Below are 22,742 nucleotides of genomic sequence, written 5' to 3' on the forward strand. Positions count from 1 at the left end.
CGTCCCGTTCATATCTCAGATACACCGCAGCCCCGAGAAAGGTTCCGGTCCGGCCATGGCGCTGACCCTCTACGTCGACACCGCGCGCTGGCGGGCGCACCAGAAGTCCGTGCTCGATCAGTTCCCGGGGATCGTGCCGGTCTGCAAGGGCAATGGCTACGGCTTCGGTCACGACCGGCTCGCGGATGAGGTGACGCGCTTCGGCTCCGACGTCATCGCGGTCGGCACCACGTATGAAGCCGCGAAGATGAAGGACTCGTTCGGTGGTGATCTGCTCGTCCTCACGCCGTTCCGACGCGGTGAGGAGCCGGTGCCGCTGCCGGACCGCGTGATCCGTTCGGTCTCGTCGGTCGACGGAGTGCATGCACTGGTGGGCGCCCGGGTGGTCATCGAGTGCATGAGCTCGATGAAGCGCCACGGCGTCGCCGAAGGGGACCTGGCCCGGCTGCACGCGGCGATCGAAGACGTACGCCTCGAAGGCTTCGCGCTGCACCTTCCGCTGGACCGCACCGACGGGTCGGATGCCGTCGAGGAGGTCATCACCTGGATGGACCGCCTCCGCAACGCCCGGCTACCACTGCACACCATGTTTGTGAGTCATCTGCGCGCCGAGGAACTGGCCCGGCTGCAGCAGCAGTTCCCGCAGACCCGGTTCCGCGCGCGGATCGGCACCCGGCTCTGGCTGGGAGACCATGAGGCCACGCAGTACCGGGGTGCCGTCCTCGACGTCACGCGGGTTTCGAAGGGCGAGCGATTCGGTTATCGCCAGCAGCGGACGGCATCGGACGGTTGGCTCGTGGTCGTGGCCGGCGGGACATCGCACGGTGTGGGCCTCGAGGCGCCGAAGGCTCTGCACGGGATGATGCCCCGCGCCAAGGGTGTCGCGCGGGCGGGACTGGCGACCGTGAACCGGAACCTCTCACCCTTCGTGTGGGCGGGAAAGCAGCGCTGGTTCGCGGAACCTCCTCACATGCAGGTGTCGATTCTGTTTGTCCCCTCGGACGCGCAGGAGCCGAAGGTGGGCGATGAACTGGTGGCTCACTTGCGTCATACGACGACACAGTTCGATCGCCTGCTCGACCACTGACCCGCGCTCTGGATGTCAGACGCCGGTATGGCCGTCGATACGCTCGCGAATGAAGTCCGCGTGACCGCAGTGGCGAGCGTACTCACCGATCATGTGGGTGTAGATCCAGCGCAGCGTGACCTGCCCGCCCATGAAAGGGCTGGTCTCCCCGAGCGCCCTGGAAGCACAGTTGGCCCGGGCTTGGTCGATCTCCGCCTGCCATATCGCCAGCGCGCTGTCATAGCCGATGTCCTCGACGAGAGCAAACCCGCCGTCGGTGGTCCGGGAGTCGGCATCAGGGGTGAAGATCGGCGATGCGTCTTCCTGGGCCAGGACTCGTCGAAACCAGTTCCGCTCGACCTCTGCCATGTGCTGGACCAGACCGAGCAGGCTGATCGGCGAGGGCGACACCGAAGCCCGGCGGAGCTGGGCCTCGTCCAGACCGTCGCATTTCTGGACAAGTGTCGTGCGGTAGAAGTCGAGCCAACTCTCCAGGGAAGCACGCTCATCGGCGTCCAAGGGGGGCATGGTGCGTTCGGCAGTGCTCATGGTCATCATCGTGGCATGAGGGTCCGACAAGCCGAGGGCGCCAGGGGCCGGGCCCGACCGGGCCGACGTCATTCTCGCGCGGTACCCCACTCGACCGGCGGGCCCTCGTAGTGCTGCGCGGCATGCCGGTGGCGCACGGGATGGGCGGCCGCGCCGAGCACGAAGACGTCCCGCGCTCCGTCCAGAACGCCACCCGACGGGTCGTCGGAACCGTCCCTGCGTACGACGTCCCGCTCCGGCATGAGGATGTCCCGGACGATCACCGCGCAGAGATAGAGAGTGCCGATCAGATGAAGTGCGATGGCCAGTTGGTAGCCCTCGGGCGGCAGGCCCTTCGGTTTGTCGCCGCCCACCGTGTAGGCGAGGTACAGCCAGATACCGAGGAAGTACATGACCTCACACGCCTGCCAGACCAGGAAGTCGCGCCAGCGCGGCCTGGCAAGTGCGGCTAGGGGAATGAGCCACAGCACATACTGCGGTGAGTAGACCTTGTTGGTGAGAATGAACGCGGCGATCACCAGAAAGGCTAGCTGGGCGAAGCGCGGGCGGCGCGGGGCGGTCAGGGTGAGGGCGGCGATGCCGCCGCACATCACGATCATCAGCAGAACAGCCCAGGTGTTGACACTGCTCACGTCCAGCGGCTTTCCGGTGCGCTGCGTGATGACGAGCCAGAAGGAGCCGAAGTCAACGCCCCGTTCCCGGCTGAAGGTATAGAACTTCTTCCATCCTTCGGGCGCGAGCAGCATGACCGGCAGATTAACTACGAGCCAGGCCGCTGCGGCGCCGTACACGGCCTTTCCGTACTCCCGCCACTTCCCGGCACGCCAGCAGAGCACGAGCAGCGGACCGAGAATCAATACGGGGTAGAGCTTCGCAGCTGTAGCGAGCCCCACGAGAATGCCGAAGGCTACCGGCCTGGACCGGGACCACATCAGCAGGGCCGCGGCGGTGAGGGCCACAGCGAGGAGGTCCCAGTTGATGGTGGCGGTGAGGGCGAAGGCCGGCGCCAGGGCGACCAGCAGGCCGTCCCAGGGACGGCGTCGGTGGGTTCGGGTCACGCAGACCGCGATGACGGCCGTGCAGACCAGCAGCATGCCCGCGTTGACCATCCAGTAGATCTGCTCGCGGTGCTGCATGGCGCCGCCGTGTGGGGTCAGCCAGGAAGCGACCTCCATGAAGGCCCCGGTCAGCACGGGATACTCAAGGTATGACATATCGCCGTTGATACGGTCAAAATACGGCACAAGGTCGTCAGCGAAGCCACGCCCGACATAGAGATGCGGGATGTCGGAGTAGCAGGCATGGCTGTACTGGGAGGTCGCGCCCTGGAACCAGGCCCAGTCGTAGCACGGCATCTTCTGCACCATGCCGAGCGCGAACATACCGATCGCAACCAGGGCGATGACACGTACCGGCGTGAGCGAGCCCGCGCCGGTACGCGCCCAGCGCCCGACGGGGCCACCGATCAGCTCGCTGCCCGCCGCCGCGATCTCATCCTGCTGGGTGGGCCGCACCACACGCTCCGCTGGCTCGTCTGCGGGCCGGTCCTCGTGCACGCTCGTCATGACCCACATCCTGCCGTACGCGACTGTGCACGTGCCGAGGACCGCCACAGCTTGCCGTGGCGGTCCTCGTCCCGTGGTGGCCGGGGCCCAGTCGTGCGGTGGCCGGAGGGCCGGCCGACATGGCTTGCGTTACCGGCGATACCCCGTCATCCGCCACCGCCGAAGAAGCCGCCGCCACTGTTGCCCGCGTTGCCGCCCGACTGGCCACCCGTGGGTGTGCTGGGAGTAGGGCTCGGGGTGATGCCTCCGTCGGTACCCCCGGTGGTACCGGTATCGGTCCCGCCGGTACTGCCGCAGTTCCAGTCCTGCCACTTGTTGCAGGACTCACTCGGGGACGGGGACACCGATGGGGTGTCGGACGGGCTCGGGGTGGGAGCCGACGGTGACGGACTCTGTGAGGGAGTCACCACGGGGGTCGGCTCCGGGCTGTGCACCCCACCGCCGTAGACCACCTTGCCGAGGGCCTCAGCCGGCGGGAACGACTCCGTCGGGGTGCCGTCGACCGCCTTGGACATGTAGTCGTGCCAGATCTGCGCGGGGAATGACGCACCGTGGATCTTCTGCTCTCCGCCGGTGCCGTACATCTCCTCGAACTTGCCCTTGCCTTTCGCCTGGTCGTCGAAGCGGTACATGTCGATCGCGGTCGACAACTGCGGGGTGTAGCCGATGAACCAGGCGGACTTGTTGCCGTCCGTGGTACCGGTCTTCCCCGCCACGTCCCGGCCAGGGATCCGTGCGGCGGTCCCGGTGCCCTTGTCGACCACTGTTTTCAGTACGTCGGTGACGTTGCTGGCGATAGCGGTGGAGAAGGCGGTCTTCTCCACCTTCTCGTGCTTGTAGACCGACAGCCCGTTCTTGGTCACCTCCGTGACGGAGTACGGATCGTTCTGGCGGCCGTTGTTGGCGAACGTGGCGTACGCGCCGGCCATCCGGATGGCGCTCGGGCTGGAGGTACCGATGGAGAAGGACGGAACACTGGAGCTGGCCATGCTCTGCGCGTCGTCCCGCAGTCCCGCGGAGACGGCTGCCGCTCGGACCTTGTCCGTGCCAACATCCATGCCCAGCTGCACATACGCCGAGTTCACCGACTCCCGCATGGCCTCGCGCAGATCGATGGCGTAGTCGGGAGCGGTGCCCACCGACTCGTGACCGTCGTTCTGCTGGAGCCATTCCTTGCCCTGCTTGTTCTGCCAGACAGAGCCGTCGTAATTCTTGATCTTCAGGTCGTTCTTGCCACTGTAAAGACTCTTCGGCGAGATGATTGTCCGATCGGAGTCGGGTTGATCCTTGCCGAGAGAGGGATCGCGCTTTCCGTACTGGAGAGCGGCTGCCAGCACGAACGGTTTGAAGGTCGATCCGACCTGGGCCCCCGTGTAGTCGGAGTTGTTCATGAAGTGCTTGGTCGCGTCCTCGCCCCCGTAGATGGCGGCGATAGCACCGGTGTCCGCGTCCACTGATGCACCGCCGAACTGCACGTGCGTGTCCAGCTTCGGGCGCTTCTTCGGGTCGATCTTGGCCTTACGGACCTTCTGTACTGCCTTCTCCAGCTCGTTGACCTTCTTCTTGTCGAAGGTCGTGTGGATCTGGTAGCCGCCCTTGGCCAACGCATCGGCGGTGATGCCCTGCTTGTTGTTGTTCACGAAGTACGACTTGGCCAGGTCGACCAGATAACCGATCTGTCCGCCCAGCTGCACGTTCTTCTTCGGCGGATCCACCGTCGGGAAGTGCGTGTACTTCGCTCGTTCCGAAGCGGAGAGCCGGTGGTCCTTCACCATCTGGTCGAGAATCCAGTGCCAGCGGTCGGTGGCCCGCTGGGTGTTTGCCTTCGGGGTGGCCGCCGGGTCGATCTCCACGGCGCCGGCCGGATCGAAGTAGCTGGCGCCCTTGAGCAGCGTGGCGAGGAACGCGCACTGGCTCGGGTTGAGCTTGTCGGAGTCCACTCCGAAGTACGTTCGGGCCGCCGCCTGGATGCCGTAGGCGCCTCGCCCGTAGTACGACGTGTTGAGGTAGTCGCTCATGATGTCGTTCTTGTCCATCTTGGCGCCAACCTTGATGGAGATGAACAACTCCTTGAACTTACGGCTGAACGTCTGCTGCTGACCGAGCCGGGAGTTTTTGACGTACTGCTGGGTGATGGTCGAACCACCCTGCGTCTGACCGCCCTTGGCCATGTTGAACACAGCGCGGGCGATGCCCATCGGGTCGATCCCGCTGTCCTGGTAGAAGGTCTTGTTCTCGGCCGAGACCACCGCGTTCTGCATCGCCTTGGGAATCTGATCGAGCGGCACGATCTGCCGGTTGATCTCACCGCCGGTGGCGACCATCTGGCTGCCGTCGGCCCAGTAGTAGACGTTGTTCTGTGCCTTGGACGTCTTGGAGGCGTCGGGGACACCCACCATCGCGTACGCGGCAGTGCCGACAGCCAGGATGCTGCCCACGAAACCGACGAGGAGTCCGGTGACGAGCCGCCAGGACGGCATCCAGCGCCGCCAGCCGTACCGGTTGGCGCGCGGGTAGTCGATGAGCCTTTTCTTCGCCGGGCGGCGATTGCGTCCCGCACCGCCAGGGGGACCGCCCACCCCACGCCCTTCGGGGGCGCGTCGGCGCCCACCCCCATTGCGCTGGGAGGCGCGTCTGGCGGCGGCGCGGCCGCCGTACGGGCGTTCTCCCTCGCCGTACGAACCGGAAGGCGACCCGGTGGTGGTTCGCGGGGCAGCTGCGCGGCGGCCCACAGGCTGCTCGGCGTCTCGCCTGGCCGCGGCACGTCCGCCACTCTGCGGCTGTGGCGGTTTGCGACGGTGCTCGCTCATCGAACGACTACTCCTCGGGCAGGCGTCAAAGCCTGGAAACGGCAGTTGAGTTCCTGTCCCCCCGATATACGGATGCGCCATGTGAGGGGCTCATCCGTAGTGCATTCCTTGAGCCGAGACAGCTGACGTCCCCAGGCGTCACTCGGCCTCCGGCGGTTTGCATGCCGCACAGACTACGCACGCGCAAAACCGTCCCGGTGCCGAGGTTCCGTTCAAACCAGGCAAGTTGCCGCCCACGAAGCAGCGATGTGACGCCGCTCACGACGTCCGGCCTTGTCGCAAACTCAGTGTCGTTCTATCGTGCTGATGTATCGACTCGATACATCAGCACGGCATAAGCGGCCCGGACAGCGAAGGAGGCGCAGGTTGAGCAGACGCTCCGGCATCCTTGAGTTCGCCGTTCTGGGCCTGCTCCGCGAGTCCCCTATGCACGGCTATGAGCTGCGCAAACGGCTGAACACCTCGCTGGGTGTCTTCCGGGCCTTCAGTTACGGGACCCTCTACCCCTGCCTCAAGACGCTCGTCGCCCACGGTTGGTTGATCGAGGAGCCGGGCAGCGCCCCGGAGGATGCTCTCGCTGCTTCACTCGCAGGGCGGCGGGCCAAGATCGTCTACAGGTTGACTGCGGACGGCAAGGAGCACTTCGAGGAACTGCTTTCGCACACCGGGCCCGACAGTTGGGAGGACGAGCACTTTGCTGCTCGCTTCGCCTTCTTCGGGCAGACGGAGCGTGAGGTGCGGATGCGGGTGCTGGAAGGGCGCCGCAGCCGACTCGAGGAGCGCCTCGAAAAGATGCGCGCCTCTCTCGTCCGAACCCGCGAACGGTTGGACGACTACACGCTTGAGCTGCAGCGGCACGGCATGGAGTCCGTGGAGCGCGAAGTGCGCTGGCTGAATGAGCTCATCGAGAGCGAGCGGGCGGGCCGGGATCAGCGACGATCCCCCCACGCCGGCGCCGCTCAGCAGGACACACAAGGAGAGACGGGCGGCCTGCCCCGGCACCGGGATACCACCCCGCCGGATCCGCCCGAGGACACCGAAAAGTGAAGCTCTGCGTCCGCAGAGTTTCGTCGAGAACACACAGGGAGCAACCGGAATGGGTTCGGTTCGCGTAGCCATCGTCGGCGTGGGCAACTGCGCCGCCTCGCTGGTGCAGGGCGTCGAGTACTACAAGGACGCCGATCCGGCCGGCAAGGTGCCCGGCCTGATGCACGTCCAGTTCGGCGACTACCACGTAGGTGACGTCGAGTTCGTCGCTGCCTTCGATGTCGACGCGAAGAAGGTCGGCCTCGACCTCGCGGATGCCATCGGCGCCAGTGAGAACAACACCATCAAGTTCGCCGATGTGCCGCACACCGGCGTGACGGTCCAGCGTGGCCACACCCACGATGGTCTGGGCAAGTACTACCGGGAGACCATCGAGGAGTCCGCCGAGGCGCCCGTCGACATCGTCCAGGTCCTCAAGGACAAGCAGGTGGACGTTCTCGTCTGCTACCTGCCTGTGGGCTCCGAGGCCGCTGCCAAGTTCTACGCGCAGTGCGCCATCGACGCGAAGGTCGCCTTCGTCAATGCCCTCCCGGTCTTCATCGCCGGTACCAAGGAGTGGGCGGACAAGTTCACCGAGGCCGGCGTCCCCATCGTCGGTGACGACATCAAGTCGCAGGTCGGCGCCACCATCACCCACCGGGTCATGGCAAAGCTCTTCGAAGACCGCGGTGTCCGCCTCGAGCGCACCATGCAGCTGAACGTCGGCGGCAACATGGACTTCAAGAACATGCTGGAGCGCGACCGTCTGGAGTCCAAGAAGATCTCCAAGACCCAGTCCGTCACCTCGCAGATCCGCGACCGCGACCTGGGAGCCGGCAACGTCCACATCGGCCCCTCGGACTACGTCGCCTGGCTGGATGACCGCAAGTGGGCGTATGTGCGCCTCGAAGGCCGCGCCTTCGGTGACGTCCCGCTGAACCTCGAATACAAGCTCGAGGTGTGGGACTCCCCGAACTCCGCGGGCGTCATCATTGACGCTGTGCGCGCTGCGAAGATCGCCAAGGACCGCGGTATTGGCGGCCCGATTCTCTCCGCCTCCTCCTACTTCATGAAGTCCCCGCCGGTGCAGTACTTCGACGACGAGGCCTTTGAGAACGTCGAGAAGTTCATCAAGGGTGAGGTCGAGCGCTGACACTCCCCTGAACGGATCACCTACGGTCGTCGAGGGCTCCCGGCACAGTGCCCGGGGGCCCTCGACGTATGTCAGCGATGTGCCGGCGGCGATGTCGCTGGTGCGTGTTTCACGTGAAACACGGGTCAGCTCTGCCCGGCCCACCATTCCTTGAGCATGGTCGCTGCCGCGTCGCGCTCCATCGGCCCGTTCTCCAGGCGCTGCTCCAGCAAGAACTTGTACGCTTGGCCAATCACCGGCCCAGGGCCGACACCCAGGAGTTCCATGATCTGGTTGCCGTCCAGGTCAGGCCGGATCGAGTCCAGCTCCTCCTGCTCCTGAAGCTGCGCGATTCGCTCCTCAAGTCCGTCATAGGCACGCGACAGCGCGGCGGCCCTGCGTTTGTTGCGGGTGGTGCAGTCCGAGCGCGTCAGCTTGTGCAACCGTTCCAGCAGGGGCCCGGCATCGCGCACGTAGCGACGCACCGCCGAATCGGTCCAGTCACCGGTCCCATAGCCATGGAATCGCAGATGCAGTTCGATGAGCTTCGTGACGTCCTTGACCATGTCATTGGAGTACTTGAGCGCAGTCATCCGCCTCCTGGCCAGCTTCGCGCCCACCACCTCGTGGTGATGGAACGAGACCCCGCCGTCCTTCTCGAAGCGCCGCGTCCTGGGTTTTCCGATGTCATGCAGCAGGGCGGCCAACCGCAGCACCAGGTCAGGTCCGTCCTCTTCCAAGTCGACGGCCTGCTCCAACACGGTCAGCGAATGCTCATATACATCTTTGTGGCGGTGGTGCTCATCACTCTCCAGGCGCAGGGCTGGGAGCTCGGGAAGGACCTCTTCGGCAAGGCCGGTGTCCACCAGCAGCGCCAAGCCCTTGCGAGGGTTCGATGACAGCACCAGCTTATTGAGCTCGTCCCGTACCCGCTCGGCAGAGACGATCTCAATACGCTCCGACATCGCCGTCATAGCAGCAACGACCTCGGGAGCCACATCGAAGTCCAGCTGTGCGGCGAACCGCGCCGCCCGCATCATCCGCAGCGGGTCGTCGGAGAACGACTCCTCTGGCGTTCCCGGAGTGCGCAGCACACGGCTCGCGAGGTCCTCCAGACCGCCGTGCGGATCGATGAAGGACTTCTCGGGAAGGGCGACAGCCATAGCGTTGACGGTGAAATCGCGACGCACGAGATCTTCCTCGATGGAGTCGCCATAGGACACCTCTGGCTTGCGTGACGTTCTGTCGTACGCCTCCGAACGGTAAGTGGTCACCTCGATCAGATAACCGTCCTTCTGACAACCGACCGTGCCAAAAGCGATCCCGACTTCCCACACCGCATCCGCCCACGGCCTGACAAGCCTCAGTACAGCCTCGGGGCGCGCATCGGTGGTGAAGTCCAGGTCGTTTCCGAGTCGGCCGAGCAGCGCATCCCTGACCGATCCACCGACCAGCGCAAGACTGAACCCCGCTTCCTGAAAACGGCGGGCCAGATCGTCGGCGACCGGGGAGACCCGCAGCAGTTCGGTGACCGCGCGGTGCTGCACATGACTCAGTGCACTGGTGTTGTCATCATTGGCGTTCGGCACAACAGAAAAGGGTACGTGCCCGAGCCACCCGGAGCGTCCCGATTTCCCGCCCGCTGCAAACGCCCATCCGATCTTGCGGAGCAGTCCGTGGCACTTAGCGCCGGGCCACATCGTTACCATGCGTGGACGCAGCAACCGACAACCACCGATTCAGCTGACGAAGACAAGGGACGGGCAAGCGCGTGGCCGAGGCGGCATCTTTCCAGGAGGGGGCTCTCTCTCCTGCCCGCCGGTGGCTGCGGCGCACGGCGTCGTTGCTCATCGGTCTTCCGCTGCTGGCGGGCCTCATCTACGGTCCCGCAGCGGCCCCCGCGCACGCTGCCGTCAACACACGGAACACCAGCGCTGTAGCTGTCAGCCTCGACGAGCTGACGCCCAGCGCCCCTGTGAAGGGCGACACAGTCACCGTTTCGGGAACGGTGACGAACCGTGGAAAGGACACCGTCACCGACGCTCACGTCGGCGTACGGGTGGGGCCGCGGCTGCTCGGCCGGTCCTACATCGACTATGCGGCGAAACACTCCTCCGAAGTGACAGGCAACGAATCTCCCGAGATCGGCGGTAAGTACACCGCCAAATTCGCGAGGCTGCCCTCCGGCGTCAGCGAGAGTTTCTCGATCTCCGTTCCGGTGAGCAAAATGGGCCTCGGCGAGGACGGTGTGTACCAGCTGGGTGCCTCCCTGTCGGGCCAGACCCTCAGCGCTCGCTATGAGCACACGCTCGGAATCCAGCGGACCTTCCTGCCCTGGCAGCCCACCGCCTCGAGTAAGAAGTCCGACATCACGATGTTGTGGCCACTGATCTCAGGCACACACCTCACAGCCGAGACGGGCTCCGACGCACAGCAGACACCGGTCTTCGAGAATGATGACCTGGCCCAGGAACTCGCTCCCGGCGGCCGGCTGGAGCGGATGGTTTCGCTGGGTAGCTCCCTGCCGGTCACCTGGGTCATCGACCCCGATCTGCTGGCCAGCGTCGATGCGATGACACGGAAGTACAGCGTCAAGGTCGGAGACACCGAAGTACCGGGCAGGAATCAGGACGTCGCCAAAAAGTGGCTGGGCGAACTGGAGAGCACGGTGCGGGGCAAGAAGGTCGTCGCGCTCCCGTTCGCCGATCCCGACCTGGCTTCCCTGGCGCACCACGGCAAGAACGTCCCAGGGGCCTTGAGCCACCTGCAACCCGCCACCGAAGTAGCCGCGACGACCGTACAAACCATCCTCCATGTGAAGCCGACCACTGATTTCGCTTGGCCGGTGAACGGGGCGATCGACCCCTCGATCATCGATGTGGCCACCTCGGCCGGTGCGCACAACGTGATCGCTCGCAGTGACAGCATGCAAGAAACGTCGGGGCTGCCCTACACCCCCACCGCCGCCCGGCCGATCGGGGGAGGCACCACCGCTGTCGTCGCTGACGCTCGGCTGTCCACCGCCTTCGAAGGAAATATGACGAAGGCGGGCACCTCCACACTCGCGGTGCAGAACTTCCTCGCCCAGTCGCTGGCCCTGACACTCCAGGACCCGGCCAAGCAGCGCAGCTTCGTCATCGCACCGCAGCGGATGCCGTCCGCCAGCCAGGCACAGTCGATGGCGAGTGCGCTGCGCAGCCTCGATGCGCAACGCTGGACACAGCCCCTCGACCTGGTGTCCGCGGCGAAAGCCAAAGCAGACACCGACGCGACGACGAGGGTGCCCCGCGCCTCCGCCTATCCGACGGCCCTGCGTAAACAGGAACTGCCTGCACAGGCCTTCCAGGACGTGCGGTCCACTCAGGCCGCCCTCGACAACTTCAAAATCATCCTTACGCAGCCGGACCGGGTGGTCACCCCCTTCGGCAACGCCATGAACCGCGCGATGTCCACCTCCTGGCGCGGCGATGCCAAGGGCGCAGAGAGCTTCCGTACGGGAGTCCAGGAATACCTGCAGGGGCTCACCGACCAGGTGCACCTGGTCCAGAAGTCGGACATGACGCTTTCCGGACGCAGCGCAACGATTCCGGTGACCGTGCAGAACAAGCTGGTGCAGCCGGTCCAGCACCTGGTGCTGCGCTTGCGTTCGGTCAAGCCCAACCGCCTGCAACTGGGCAATGACGAGGCCGCGACCGCCGAGCAGCCGCTGAAGATCGCAGGTGGCCACAGCCAGACCGTGAAGTTCGCGACATCTGTCAACGCCAACGGTCCCGTGCAGGTGGTCGCTCAGCTCTACACCGAAGACGGAACACCGTACGGCACTGCGAAGGCCATGCCCTTCAAGGTGACGGTCTCCGAGATGACGCCCACCGTGATGTTGGTGATCGCCGGCGGAGTGCTGCTACTGGTGCTCGCCGGTATCAGGATGTACACCCATCGAAAGCGCGCTGCGGCTCGCGCGTCCGCCGAAGCGAAGGGCCATGCCGAGCAGCCGAGTGACCCACAGACGGACACCGGAGCGGGAAGCGGAAACCCACCTGACACGGGTGAGAAAGTGGACCGTTGAGCGATGTCGTGGCTGGCCGGCCGGGGATGACGAGGTGGGGTAACCAATGAACGCGCCGTACGACGGTGACCGGGACCAGAGAGCTGGTACCGGTGCTGCGTATCCCGGTGGGATGACTCCCGAGACTCCGGCCGCGGACCAGGTTCCGCCGCAGCCGCCCACCCCGGATCCATATATTCAGGATGGCTACGTCCAGGACGCGTACGGACATGATCCCTACGTCCAGGACGCCTACAACTACGACCCGTACCGGGTACAGAGCCTCGGGTCTCAGGACCGGGAGACGGACCCGGTGAGGGAGGCGCTGCACGAAGATTCCACCCACCCGGCGCCTCCCCCCGGCACCTACGCCGAACCGCGGCCTCTGTACCAGCAGCCGGCTGCTTCCCCGTACGCGCCGGACCCGCGGGTGTGGGCGCAGACACCGCCACCCGAACCGGAGGGACCTTCCCGCCATCTCCCCTACGGCGATGACTCGACGACGCAGTTCGTGGGCGTGGACGACCTGGTAGGCCGGGCGGCCGGCGACGCCCAGGATCACCCGGACGCCTTCGCTCATCTGTTCCGGGACCAGCAGGGGAATGCCCCGGTCCCTGCCCCCGAACCGGGGCCGGTTCCCGCAGCGGCACCTGCCCCCGAAAAGTCGGGCGGCCGGGCTTCCGGGCTTCTGAAGTCCAGCGCCGTGATGGCGGCGGGCACGCTGGTGTCGCGCCTCACCGGTTTCGTACGCACCATGGTGATCACCGCGGCACTCGGTGCCGCGACCCTCGGCGACTCCTTCACCGTCGCGTACACCCTTCCGACGATGATCTACATCCTGACCGTCGGTGGCGGCCTCAACTCGGTGTTCGTGCCGCAGCTGGTGCGCTCCATGAAAGAGGACGATGACGGCGGTGAGGCCTACGCAAACCGGCTGCTGACACTCGTCATGGTCGCGCTGGGTGTCATCGTCGCCATCGCGGTCTTCGCCGCTCCCCTGCTGATCCGACTGATGTCGTCGACCATCGCAGGCGACCCGGCAGCCAACAACGTCGCTGTCACATTCGCCCGCTACTGCCTGCCCACCATCTTCTTCATGGGCGTGCACGTGGTGATGGGACAGGTACTCAACGCCCGCGGAAAGTTCGGCGCGATGATGTGGACTCCGGTTCTCAACAACATCGTGATGATCTTCACCTTCGGCTTGTTCATCTGGGTGTACGGCACTTCCGCCAACTCCCAGATGCAAGTGAGCACCATCCCCGCCGACGGTGTGCGGCTGCTGGGTATCGGCACGCTGCTGGGCCTGACAGTTCAGGCCCTGGCGATGATTCCGTACCTCCGTGAGGCGGGGTTCCGCTTCCGGCCCCGCTTCGACTGGCGAGGCCACGGCCTGGGTAAGGCCGTGAAACTCGCGAAATGGACAGTTCTGTTCGTGCTGGCCAACCAAGCGGGCGTCCTGGTCGTGACTCAGCTCGCGACCGCTGCCGGCCATGCGTCGCACCAGGACGGAGCGGGCATCATGGCCTACTCCAACGCTCAGCTGATCTGGGGCATGCCGCAGGCCATCATCACGGTGTCGGTCATGGCCGCACTCCTGCCGCGCATTTCCCGTGCCGCCGCCGACGGTGATCTGGGCGCCGTACGCGACGACATCTCGCAAGGTCTTCGTAATTCTGCTGTCGCCATCGTGCCGGTCTCCTTCGCGTTCCTCGCACTGGGCGTGCCCATCAGCACCCTGCTGTTCGCCTCCAGCGGCTCGCAGGCTTCCCAGTCCATGGGCTATGTCCTGATGGCTTTCGCGCTCGGACTGATCCCTTACTCGGTGCAGTACGTCGTCCTGCGCGGCTTCTACGCATATGAGGACACCCGGACACCCTTCTACAACACGGTCATCGTGGCCGCAGTCAACGCCGCGGCCTCTGCACTGTGCTACGTCCTGCTGCCTTCCCAGTGGGCGGTGGTCGGTATGGCTGCCTCCTACGGACTGGCTTACGCAGTGGGTGTGGGTGTGGCCTGGAGAAGGCTGAGCCATCGGCTGGGCGGCGACCTGGACGGCACGCACATTCTGCGCACGTATGCCAGGCTCGCCCTTGCCTCTCTTCCGGGCGCCGTCGCCGGCGGCGCCGTCGGGCTCGGCATCACCCGCACGCTGGGGCATGGCGCATTCGCCTCGCTGGCAGCACTGCTGGCCGGCGGGATTGTGCTTTTGGGCGTGTTCTTCATCGCCGCCAAGCGGATGAGGATCGCAGAACTCAACTCGATGGTCGCCATGGCACGCGGGCGCCTGGGACGCTAGGGGATGTCTGACAAATCCCCGGTGGCGGTTCGGGGGATTTGCCGGAAACCCCTGGGTCCCGGCCGGACCGCGCAACCATCGTTCACCGCCGCGTGTCGTGCATAGCGCGGGACTGTGGGCACAATTGGCATGGCTTTGCAGACTGGCCGACAGCGCGTAACGGATGGGGAGGCAGGAACGACGGTGGCGGAACGTAGCACGGCTGCCGTCGACGTGGCCGACAACGGCGGCGACAAGCCGTCGGCCGCCAAGGCGGAGAAGGCCACGGCCGACGGCACGGTGGAACCTCAGGACACGGCTGACACCACAGCCAGCGAGATGACCGAGGACGAGGAGCGTGGCAAGAAGCTCTCCGAGTCCTTCGCCACACCGGAGCTGCACAGCGGGCACAAACTCGCCAGACGCTACCGACTCGAGGAATGCGTCACCCGTCTGGACGGCTTCAGCAGCTGGCGTGCGGTCGACGAGAAGCTGCGACGCGCAGTCGGTGTGCACCTGCTGCCCGCAGAGCACCCAAGAGCACGCTCGGTACTCGCGGCCGCCCGCTCCTCCGCGCTGCTCGGAGACCCGCGATTCGTGCAGGTCCTGGATGCTGTGGAGGAGAACGAGCTCGTCTACATCGTCCACGAATGGCTGCCGGACGCCACAGAGATCACCGCGCTGCTCGCCTCGGGCCCCATGGAGGCGCACAACGCCTACCAGCTGGTCAGCCAGGTCTCCCAGGCAATGGCAGCGGCCCACCGCGAAGGTCTGGCCCATCTCCGGCTCACTCCGAGCGCCGTCCTGCGGACTTCATCCGGCCAGTACCGGATCCGGGGCCTCGCGGTTAACGCCGCTCTGCGCGGCATTACGTCCGACACCCCGCAGCGCACCGACACGGAGGCCATCGGCGCTCTGCTTTATGCCTCGCTGACGCAGCGCTGGCCCTATGAGACGGACGCGTATGGTCTCTCGGGCCTGCCCAAGGGCGTCGGGCTGATCCCGCCGGACCAGGTGCGGGCAGGAGTCCACCGAGGCCTCGCCGAACTCGCCATGCGTGCTCTGGCCAACGACGGAGCCACGGCTTCCCGACAGGAACCTCCCTGCACCACTCCGGACGAGCTCGCCAAGGCAGTCGCGGGGATGCCTCGTATCCGGCCGCCGGAGCCGGCCTACACTCCCCCTCCGGAGTACCAGCGCACCACGTACCAACAGGGCAGCTACGGCCGGCCGCCCGCCGGGCCGGGAGGAGCCACGCCGCAGCCTGTGGCGCCCCCCGCCCCTCCCCTGCAAGGCCGCACCGGAAAGGCTCTCAAATGGGCCGTCTCCGCTTTGCTGATCGCCGCGCTCGGCCTGGGGAGCTGGCAGCTCGCCGACACGCTCCTCGATCGCGGCAAGGATTCCAAAGGTCCGGGCACCAACCAAACGAACAGCGGAAACGGCAGCGGCAACGACAGCACTCAGCAGAAGGCCCCGCCGGCGCTGTCGATCGAGGACGCCAGGGAGTATTTCCCGGATGGCGAAGCCCAGCACCCGGATGATGTAGGGAAGACCTACGACGCCGACAGCTCAACGTACTGGCGCACTCACTCCTTCACAGACGGTCCCAAACTGGCCCCGTCCGTGAAGCGGGGCGTCGGAATCGTCTACGACCTGGGCGCCACCCGGTCTCTTTCAGCCGCCTCGATAGGGCTGCGCTATGCGGGAGACGAGACTGCCATCTCTCTGTATGCCGCTGGTTCACTCTCCTCATCCGCAGCCTTGAGCTCCATGAAAATGATCAGTTCCACGAGTACCCAGGGCACTACCGCGCGACTCAAGGCAGACCAACCGATCAAAACGCGCTACGTGCTGGTTTGGATGACGGCGATGCCCTATTCGCCGGGGGACGAGTACAGCGATGCGGGATACAAGCAGGCCATCACGGATGTGAAATTCACCGGCTGATACGGCTCGACAGGGGATACTCAGCTTTGGACGGCGGCGCATTCGGCGACATGGGCGACCAGGAGCTTCTGGCCGCCCACGTCGCGGGTGACCCCGATGCCTTCGGTGAGCTTGTGCGGCGCCATCGTGATCGTCTCTGGGCGGTGGCTCTGCGGACCTTGGGCGACCGTGAGGAGGCCGCCGATGCCGTCCAGGACGCCCTGGTCTCCGCATACCGCGCTGCTCATACCTTCCGGGGCCAGTCCGCCGTCACAACCTGGCTCCATCGCATCACTGTCAACGCATGCCTCGACCGCGTCCGTAAGGCCGCGTCGCGCAAGACCTCACCGGTCGATGATGCCGAGCGTCTGGACCAACTCCTCGAACCTCACGAGTCCGCTGAGGCACCTGCCGAACGACAGGATCTGCACCGAGAACTCATCAAGGCCATGGAAACGCTACCTGCCGAACAGCGAGCAGCACTGGTACTCGTCGACATGCAGGGCTACCCAGTCGCTGAAGCTGCTCTGATCCTGGATGTACCCACCGGGACCGTGAAGAGTCGATGTGCGCGAGGCAGAGCGAGACTGCTACCTCTCCTGGCGCACCTCCGGTCCGGCAGGGAGAGCGGCGTCACGGAGAAGCAAAGGAACCGGACGCCAGGGACATCCGTCCCATCTGCGTCAAGGCCAAAGGACATAGGACCAAGCGATCCTGCTGCAGTGAAGGGCGGAGGTGGGCGCACATGACATCTACTGCCGACACGGCTCAGCATCCCGACGTCTCAGAAATCTCCGACCTTGCCGAAGGGCTCCTTCCGGCTTCCCGCGCAGCAGACATACAGCAGCACCTCAGCGGTTGCCCCCTCTGTACCGATGTCCAGGACTCCCTGAACGAGATCCGGAAGGTGCTCGGCGCGCTGCCAGTGCCACAGCACATGCCTTCGGATGTGGCCAGCCGTATAGAAGCAGCTCTCGCTGCCGAGACCACGCGGGTGGCGATCTCAGCGGAAGAGGCCGCGCAGGTTTCACGTGAAACCTCGTCTGTTCCAACCGCCGCCGGATCCACTCGTGCAGACCGCCCAGCAGGCCGCCCCCCAGCCGGTTCAGGGCCGGGCCGGCCACCATCAGCATGGCGGGGGCGGCGTCGCTCTGCGGTGATAGGGGCCGCGTTCGGCGCGGCTGTCATTGGAGTGGGGGCGTTCTTCCTGCAGAGCGCACCCTCAAGCAACGACAACGCATCAGCGGGGAGGTCAGCAGACAGCAGTGCACCCGCCTTCGCAGAGTCCGGCCTCCAAAGCCAAGTCCGCTCTCTGCTGGCTACCGGCGGCGACACGGCAGGAGTGAAGACCCCGAAGGAGCAGAAGGCTCCATCCATCCATACGGACTCGAGCCCGAACACGCTCAAAAGAGGGACCGCTGTAGCGGTGCCCTCCTGCATTGAGAGAGGCATCGGCCGCGACGCAAGTCCTCTTGCCGTCCAACAGGGGACATACCACGGCATTGCCGCCTTCCTCGTGGTTCTGCCCTATCCCTCGGACAGCAGCCGGGTCCAGGCGTATGTCGTAGACGCGAGCTGTACCGACGCCACTCCACCGGCCCGTGGCAAAGTCCTGCTGACGCGCACCTACCCCCGCAGCTGAGCTACGCGGGAATGCATCCCCCGTAGGATCCGTTGGGTGGGGTGTAAGTCCACTGGACTTAGCCCCGGCAGGCAGTAGACAGTCCGCAGAGACGAGGAAGAAACCCGTGAGCGACGTCCGTAACGTGATCATCATCGGCTCCGGGCCGGCTGGGTACACAGCCGCGCTGTACATCGCGCGTGCGTCGCTGCAGCCCCTGGTCTTCGAAGGTGCTGTCACCGCAGGCGGTGCTCTCATGAACACCACCGAAGTGGAGAACTTCCCCGGTTTCCGTGACGGCATCATGGGTCCGGATCTCATGGACAGCATGCGCGCCCAGGCGGAGCGCTTCGGTGCCGAGCTGGTTCCCGACGACGTCGTCGCTGTTGACCTGACCGGAGAGATCAAAACCGTCACCGACACGGCCGGCACGGTGCACCGCGCAAAGGCGGTCATCGTCACCACCGGCTCGCAGCACCGCAAGCTCGGCCTGCCCAACGAGGACGCTCTCTCCGGGCGTGGAGTCTCCTGGTGCGCCACATGCGACGGCTTCTTCTTCAAGGACCAGGACATCGCCGTTGTCGGCGGAGGCGACACCGCGATGGAGGAAGCCACCTTCCTTTCGAGGTTCGCCAAGTCGGTCACCATCGTGCACCGTCGCGACACCCTGCGTGCTTCCAAGGCCATGCAGGACCGCGCTATCGCCGACCCCAAGATCAAGTTTGCCTGGGACAGCGAGGTCGCTACCATCCACGGCGAGCAGAAGCTCACCAGTCTGACCCTGCGCAACACCAGGACCGGGGCCACCAGTGAACTCGCGGTGACCGGCTTGTTCATCGCTGTGGGTCACGATCCGCGTACCGAACTCTTCAAGGGGCAGCTGAACCTCGACGACGAGGGTTACCTGAAGGTCGACGCACCGTCCACCCGGACCAACCTCACTGGCGTCTTCGGGGCCGGTGACGTCGTGGACCACACCTACCGCCAGGCCATCACCGCCGCCGGTACCGGCTGCTCTGCTGCACTCGACGCGGAGCGGTTCCTCGCAGCGCTGGCCGACGACGAGAAGACAGCAGAACCCGAGAAGATCGCCAGCGTCTGACCCTGCACTTCCCTCACCCCACCGCATACCCCGCAACGAAAGAGGAGGCCGCCGTGGCCGGCACCTTGAAGAATGTGACTGACGACTCCTTCGAGCAGGACGTCCTCAAGAGCGCCAAACCGGTACTCGTCGACTTCTGGGCTGCCTGGTGCGGCCCCTGCCGCCAGATCGCCCCGTCACTCGAGGCGATTGCGGCTGAGTACGGCGACCAGATTGAGGTCGTCAAGCTCAACATCGACGAAAACCCCGGCATCGCCGCCAAGTACGGCGTGATGTCAATCCCCACGCTCAACGTCTACCAGGGTGGCGAGGTCGCCAAGACCATCGTCGGTGCCAAGCCCAAGTCAGCGATCGTTCGCGATCTTGAGGCCTTCATCGGTAATGAAGCCACCAAGGCCTGAAGTCACTCATGTTTCACGTGAAACGGGGCTGCCCTTGAGGGCAGTCCCGTTTCAGCATTGACCGACCGGCGAACAAGCGACCTCACAGCGGACGCAAGGCCGGCTCCTTCTGGACTGCACCCAGGAGACGGTCCAGGGCCAGCTCCACATCTTCCTTCCAGGACAGTGTGGTGCGCAGTTCAAGCCTCAGCCGCGGGTAATGAGGGTGCGGCCGCACGGTCTTGAACCCCACCGACAACAAATGATCCGCTGGCAGCACACATGCCGGCTCCTTCCATCGGGCGTCACCGAACGCCTCGATCGCTTTGAAGTTCCGGCGTAGCAAGTCCTTGGCGACCGTCTGCACCATCACCCGGCCCAGTCCCTGCCCTTGATAACCCGGCGCGATCCAGGCCGTCATCAACTGGACCGCGTCAGGTGAGACAGGGCTTGTAGGGAACGCCGTGGACCGCGGCACGTAAGCCGGCGGTGCATAGAGAACGAAGCCAACCGGCACATCGTCCACGTAGACCACCCGGCCACAGGAACCCCACTCCAGCAAAACGGTGGAAAGCCAGGCTTCCTTCTCCAACGTGGGACGCCCAACCTTTATAGCGGCTTCTCCGCTGACCGGGTCGAGCTCCCAGAAGACGCACGACCGGCAACGCTTGGGAAGGTCCGGAAGGTTGTCCAGCGTGAGCGGTACGAGCCGACGCCCCATGAACGGTGTTCCTCACTTCCCTCGCCTGCCGCTGCACGCGCGGCAGTCAGCACATTCCGCTCCCTGAGCAGACTTCCGACGAAACCGCCGAACGCCCCCAAACCCAGACCTGCAGTCACCAGTTGGACGCGGTTCATCGTGCGCACGGGTCCTAGCCTCCCTCCGAGGTGGACCAAGGCGGACGCGCCATACCAGAACGCATCGTATCCATCCCAGCGATCGGACGGATACCGTGGGAAAGCAAAGGGCGGGGCGTGTTCCGGCTCACCGGACACCCCCCGCCGCTCGGCGGTTTCACCATCGACGCATCAGCCCTCGTCGTCCTCAGCCGCCTCTTCAGCACTCTCATCAGAAGTCAGCTTCTCGAGCACTCGACCCTCGCCAGGGGCGAGTGAACCAAGGATCCGGTCGAGATCGTCCATCGAAGCAAATTCGACAACGATCTTCCCCCTCTTCTGTCCCAGGTCAACCTTCACCCGTGTCTCGAAGCGGTCCGAGAGTCGCGATGCAAGCTCCGAAAGAGCGGGTGACAGACGAGCCCCCGCACGAGGTCCCTTGGCCTTCGGTGCACGCTGGGGACGTGACTGCATCAGCGTCACAATCTCCTCCACCGCCCGCACGGAGAGTCCCTCCGCCACAATGCGATGCGCCAGCCGGTCCTGCTCCTCGGAGTCATCCACCGACAACAAAGCCCGGGCGTGTCCGGCAGAGAGCACCCCCGCAGCGACCCTGCGCTGCACGGGAAGGGAGAGCCTTAGCAGACGCAAGGTGTTCGATACCTGCGGTCGCGAACGGCCGATCCGGTCCGCCAACTGGTCGTGAGTGCAGTTGAAGTCCTTCAGCAACTGGTCATAGGCCGCGGCCTCTTCGAGTGGATTGAGCTGTGAACGGTGCAAGTTCTCGAGCAACGCGTCAAGAAGCAACTTCTCGTCGTCCGTGGCCCGGACGATCGCCGGGATTCGCTCCAGGCCCGCTTCACGACAAGCCCTCCAGCGTCGCTCGCCCATGATGAGCTCGTAGCGTTCTGCCGCCGCCTGTCGAACGATGACAGGCTGGAGAAGGCCTACTTCCTTGACGGAGGAGACGAGTTCGGCGAGAGCGTCTTCGTCGAAGACCTCACGCGGCTGGCGCGGGTTCGGTGTGATCGAATCCAGCGGCAACTCCGCGAAGTAGGCACCGGCCGGTTCCGGTGCCGCCACTGCGGCCTCGGGTGCCGCTTCCTGGGCCGGTACGACCGCTTCACGTGCGACCGAGCCGGCGGGCCGCGTAGCCAACTTCGCCGCAGTCACGCCCCGATCTGCCATCAGCACGGGAGCAGCTCCCGGTGACGAGGAAGGCGCTTCTTCTGCCAGACCGGACTTCTCCTGCGGTGCGGCAGGAATCAGCGCTCCGAGCCCGCGCCCCAACCCCCTACGTCGCTCGCTCACTGGATTCCCTCCGACATGCTTTGCTGAGTGGTCTGACCACCGGAATGCGCGTCCTGGCCGTCGTACCGCACCCCGACGCCGCGCAACGCGATCTCACGAGCCGCTTCGAGGTACGACAACGATCCGCTCGACCCTGGATCATAGGTGAGCACCGTCTGCCCATAACTCGGGGCCTCGGAGATCCGTACGGAACGGGGGATGCTGGTCTTGAGGACTTCACGGACAAAGTGGCTGCGGACCTCGTCTGCCACCTGTGAGGCAAGCCGAGTGCGGCCGTCATACATAGTGAGCAGAATCGTCGACACATGGAGTTCGGGGTTGAGGTGCCCGCGAACCAGGTCGACGTTCCGCAGGAGCTGCCCCAACCCCTCCAGCGCGTAGTACTCACACTGGATGGGGATCAGCACCTCAGCACCCGCTACCATCGCGTTGACGGTCAACAAGCCCAGAGATGGCGGGCAGTCGATGAGGATGTAGTCCAACGGCTGCTCGTAGGCCTGGAGCGCCCGTTGCAGTCGGCTCTCGCGTGCTACGAGAGAAACCAGCTCGATCTCTGCGCCGGCGAGATCGATGGTTGCCGGGGCGCAGAAGAGACCTTCGACGTCCGGAACCGGCTGGACAACTTCAGACAACGGCCGACTCTCGACCAGGACGTCGTAGATCGACGGAACTTCGGAGTGGTGATCGATCCCCAGCGCCGTGGAGGCGTTTCCCTGCGGATCGAGGTCAACCACCAGAACTCGGGCGCCATGGAGGGCAAGTGAAGCGGCAAGGTTGACCGTTGTAGTCGTCTTGCCGACTCCGCCCTTCTGGTTAGCGACCACCATGACGCGCGTCCGCTCCGGCCGTGGCAGGCCTTCGCCGGCACGGCCGAGGGCTTCCACCGCCAGTTGGGCAGCACGACCGATAGGAGTGTCGTCCATCGGGGGCGGCGTTTCACGTGAAACTTCCTCTCCCGCCGACTCGGTACGGGGACCGGGGACCGGATCGGTCATCGGTCCCGCGATGTTGGCGTCGGACCGCAAGGATTCACCCTCCTCGACTTCATGCTCGCAATACACAGAGCCTGCCATGCTTTCGGGGGTGTGAACCAG

The 22,742-nt window shown here is 65.2% G+C and carries 16 protein-coding genes; 9 read left to right on the plus strand and 7 right to left on the minus strand.

Going from position 1 to position 22,742, the window contains the following annotated elements; translation table 11 throughout:
- The first annotated feature begins 55 nt into the window (after positions 1–55).
- A complete protein-coding gene (locus AB0436_RS09195) occupies positions 56–1,087 on the plus strand; it encodes an alanine racemase (protein ID WP_366467097.1) in 1,032 nt (343 codons plus the stop codon).
- 15 nt (positions 1,088–1,102) lie between these two features.
- Here AB0436_RS09195 and AB0436_RS09200 read toward each other — a convergent pair whose 3' ends face one another.
- The 3 genes from AB0436_RS09200 to AB0436_RS09210 all read right to left on the minus strand — a co-directional run bounded on the left by AB0436_RS09200 (position 1,103) and on the right by AB0436_RS09210 (position 5,990).
- Positions 1,103–1,615, minus strand: a complete 513-nt coding sequence (locus AB0436_RS09200) for a DinB family protein (protein ID WP_366467098.1) — start codon at positions 1,613–1,615, stop codon at positions 1,103–1,105.
- A gap of 68 nt (positions 1,616–1,683) precedes the next feature.
- Positions 1,684–3,180, minus strand: a complete 1,497-nt coding sequence (locus AB0436_RS09205; protein WP_366467100.1) for a glycosyltransferase 87 family protein — start codon at positions 3,178–3,180, stop codon at positions 1,684–1,686.
- A 146-nt stretch (positions 3,181–3,326) separates the two neighbouring features.
- Positions 3,327–5,990 (minus strand): transglycosylase domain-containing protein, encoded by a 2,664-nt coding sequence (locus AB0436_RS09210; protein WP_366467101.1) that lies wholly within the window; start codon positions 5,988–5,990, stop codon positions 3,327–3,329.
- Between the two features lie 366 nt (positions 5,991–6,356).
- On the opposite strand from AB0436_RS09210, the gene AB0436_RS09215 reads away from it, so the two are divergent.
- Both AB0436_RS09215 and AB0436_RS09220 read left to right on the plus strand, forming a co-directional pair.
- The gene (locus AB0436_RS09215) at positions 6,357–7,037 is read left to right on the plus strand and encodes a PadR family transcriptional regulator (protein WP_366467102.1); all 681 of its coding nucleotides are present in this window, start codon (positions 6,357–6,359) and stop codon (positions 7,035–7,037) included.
- Positions 7,038–7,086: 49 nt separating this feature from the next.
- A complete protein-coding gene (locus AB0436_RS09220; protein ID WP_366467103.1) occupies positions 7,087–8,169 on the plus strand; it encodes an inositol-3-phosphate synthase in 1,083 nt (360 codons plus the stop codon).
- Positions 8,170–8,294: 125 nt separating this feature from the next.
- On the opposite strand, the gene AB0436_RS09225 is transcribed toward AB0436_RS09220, so the two are convergent.
- The gene (locus tag AB0436_RS09225) at positions 8,295–9,737 is read right to left on the minus strand and encodes a CCA tRNA nucleotidyltransferase (RefSeq protein ID WP_366467106.1); all 1,443 of its coding nucleotides are present in this window, start codon (positions 9,735–9,737) and stop codon (positions 8,295–8,297) included.
- Between the two features lie 182 nt (positions 9,738–9,919).
- Here AB0436_RS09225 and AB0436_RS09230 point away from each other — a divergent pair, with 182 nt between their 5' ends.
- The 6 genes from AB0436_RS09230 to trxA all read left to right on the plus strand — a co-directional run bounded on the left by AB0436_RS09230 (position 9,920) and on the right by trxA (position 19,521).
- Positions 9,920–12,214: a DUF6049 family protein gene (locus AB0436_RS09230; protein WP_366467107.1), complete on the plus strand. Its 2,295-nt coding sequence runs from the start codon at positions 9,920–9,922 to the stop codon at positions 12,212–12,214.
- 46 nt (positions 12,215–12,260) lie between these two features.
- Positions 12,261–14,492: a murein biosynthesis integral membrane protein MurJ gene (murJ, locus tag AB0436_RS09235; RefSeq protein ID WP_366467109.1), complete on the plus strand. Its 2,232-nt coding sequence runs from the start codon at positions 12,261–12,263 to the stop codon at positions 14,490–14,492.
- A 183-nt stretch (positions 14,493–14,675) separates the two neighbouring features.
- Complete coding sequence (locus AB0436_RS09240) at positions 14,676–16,418, plus strand: protein kinase family protein (RefSeq protein ID WP_366467483.1); 1,743 nt, start codon at positions 14,676–14,678, stop codon at positions 16,416–16,418.
- A gap of 50 nt (positions 16,419–16,468) precedes the next feature.
- Positions 16,469–17,146: an RNA polymerase sigma factor SigM gene (gene sigM, locus AB0436_RS09245; protein WP_366467110.1), complete on the plus strand. Its 678-nt coding sequence runs from the start codon at positions 16,469–16,471 to the stop codon at positions 17,144–17,146.
- 999 nt (positions 17,147–18,145) lie between these two features.
- Positions 18,146–19,120 carry a thioredoxin-disulfide reductase gene (gene trxB, locus AB0436_RS09250; RefSeq protein WP_366467112.1) on the plus strand — a complete coding sequence of 325 codons (975 nt, stop codon included), beginning with the start codon at positions 18,146–18,148 and terminating at the stop codon, positions 19,118–19,120.
- Between the two features lie 53 nt (positions 19,121–19,173).
- The gene (gene trxA / locus AB0436_RS09255) at positions 19,174–19,521 is read left to right on the plus strand and encodes a thioredoxin (RefSeq protein ID WP_366467113.1); all 348 of its coding nucleotides are present in this window, start codon (positions 19,174–19,176) and stop codon (positions 19,519–19,521) included.
- Between the two features lie 82 nt (positions 19,522–19,603).
- Here the strand turns inward: trxA and AB0436_RS09260 are convergent, their stop codons facing one another.
- From AB0436_RS09260 to AB0436_RS09270, 3 genes are all read right to left on the minus strand, one after another.
- Complete coding sequence (locus tag AB0436_RS09260; protein WP_366467114.1) at positions 19,604–20,221, minus strand: GNAT family N-acetyltransferase; 618 nt, start codon at positions 20,219–20,221, stop codon at positions 19,604–19,606.
- 308 nt (positions 20,222–20,529) lie between these two features.
- Positions 20,530–21,648, minus strand: a complete 1,119-nt coding sequence (locus AB0436_RS09265) for a ParB/RepB/Spo0J family partition protein (RefSeq protein WP_366467115.1) — start codon at positions 21,646–21,648, stop codon at positions 20,530–20,532.
- Complete coding sequence (locus AB0436_RS09270) at positions 21,645–22,721, minus strand: AAA family ATPase (RefSeq protein ID WP_366467484.1); 1,077 nt, start codon at positions 22,719–22,721, stop codon at positions 21,645–21,647. The genes AB0436_RS09265 and AB0436_RS09270 overlap by 4 nt, the downstream gene beginning before the upstream one ends.
- Positions 22,722–22,742 lie beyond the last annotated feature (21 nt).

It is taken from the genome of Streptomyces sp. NPDC051322 (assembly GCF_040689485.1).
Classification (GTDB): Bacteria; Actinomycetota; Actinomycetes; order Streptomycetales; family Streptomycetaceae; genus Streptomyces.

What these genes read in the sequence shown, in the direction of transcription:
- AB0436_RS09210 (WP_366467101.1), bottom strand. Translation starts at nt 5,990, where the DNA reads ATGAGCGAGCACCGTCGCAAACCGCCACAGCCGCAGAGTGGCGGACGT.
- AB0436_RS09270 (WP_366467484.1), bottom strand. Translation starts at nt 22,721, where the DNA reads ATGGCAGGCTCTGTGTATTGCGAGCATGAAGTCGAGGAGGGTGAATCC.
- murJ (WP_366467109.1), top strand. Translation starts at nt 12,261, where the DNA reads ATGAACGCGCCGTACGACGGTGACCGGGACCAGAGAGCTGGTACCGGT.
- AB0436_RS09195 (WP_366467097.1), top strand. Translation starts at nt 56, where the DNA reads ATGGCGCTGACCCTCTACGTCGACACCGCGCGCTGGCGGGCGCACCAG.
- AB0436_RS09260 (WP_366467114.1), bottom strand. Translation starts at nt 20,221, where the DNA reads ATGGGGCGTCGGCTCGTACCGCTCACGCTGGACAACCTTCCGGACCTT.
- AB0436_RS09205 (WP_366467100.1), bottom strand. Translation starts at nt 3,180, where the DNA reads ATGACGAGCGTGCACGAGGACCGGCCCGCAGACGAGCCAGCGGAGCGT.
- AB0436_RS09200 (WP_366467098.1), bottom strand. Translation starts at nt 1,615, where the DNA reads ATGAGCACTGCCGAACGCACCATGCCCCCCTTGGACGCCGATGAGCGT.
- AB0436_RS09220 (WP_366467103.1), top strand. Translation starts at nt 7,087, where the DNA reads ATGGGTTCGGTTCGCGTAGCCATCGTCGGCGTGGGCAACTGCGCCGCC.
- sigM (WP_366467110.1), top strand. Translation starts at nt 16,469, where the DNA reads ATGGGCGACCAGGAGCTTCTGGCCGCCCACGTCGCGGGTGACCCCGAT.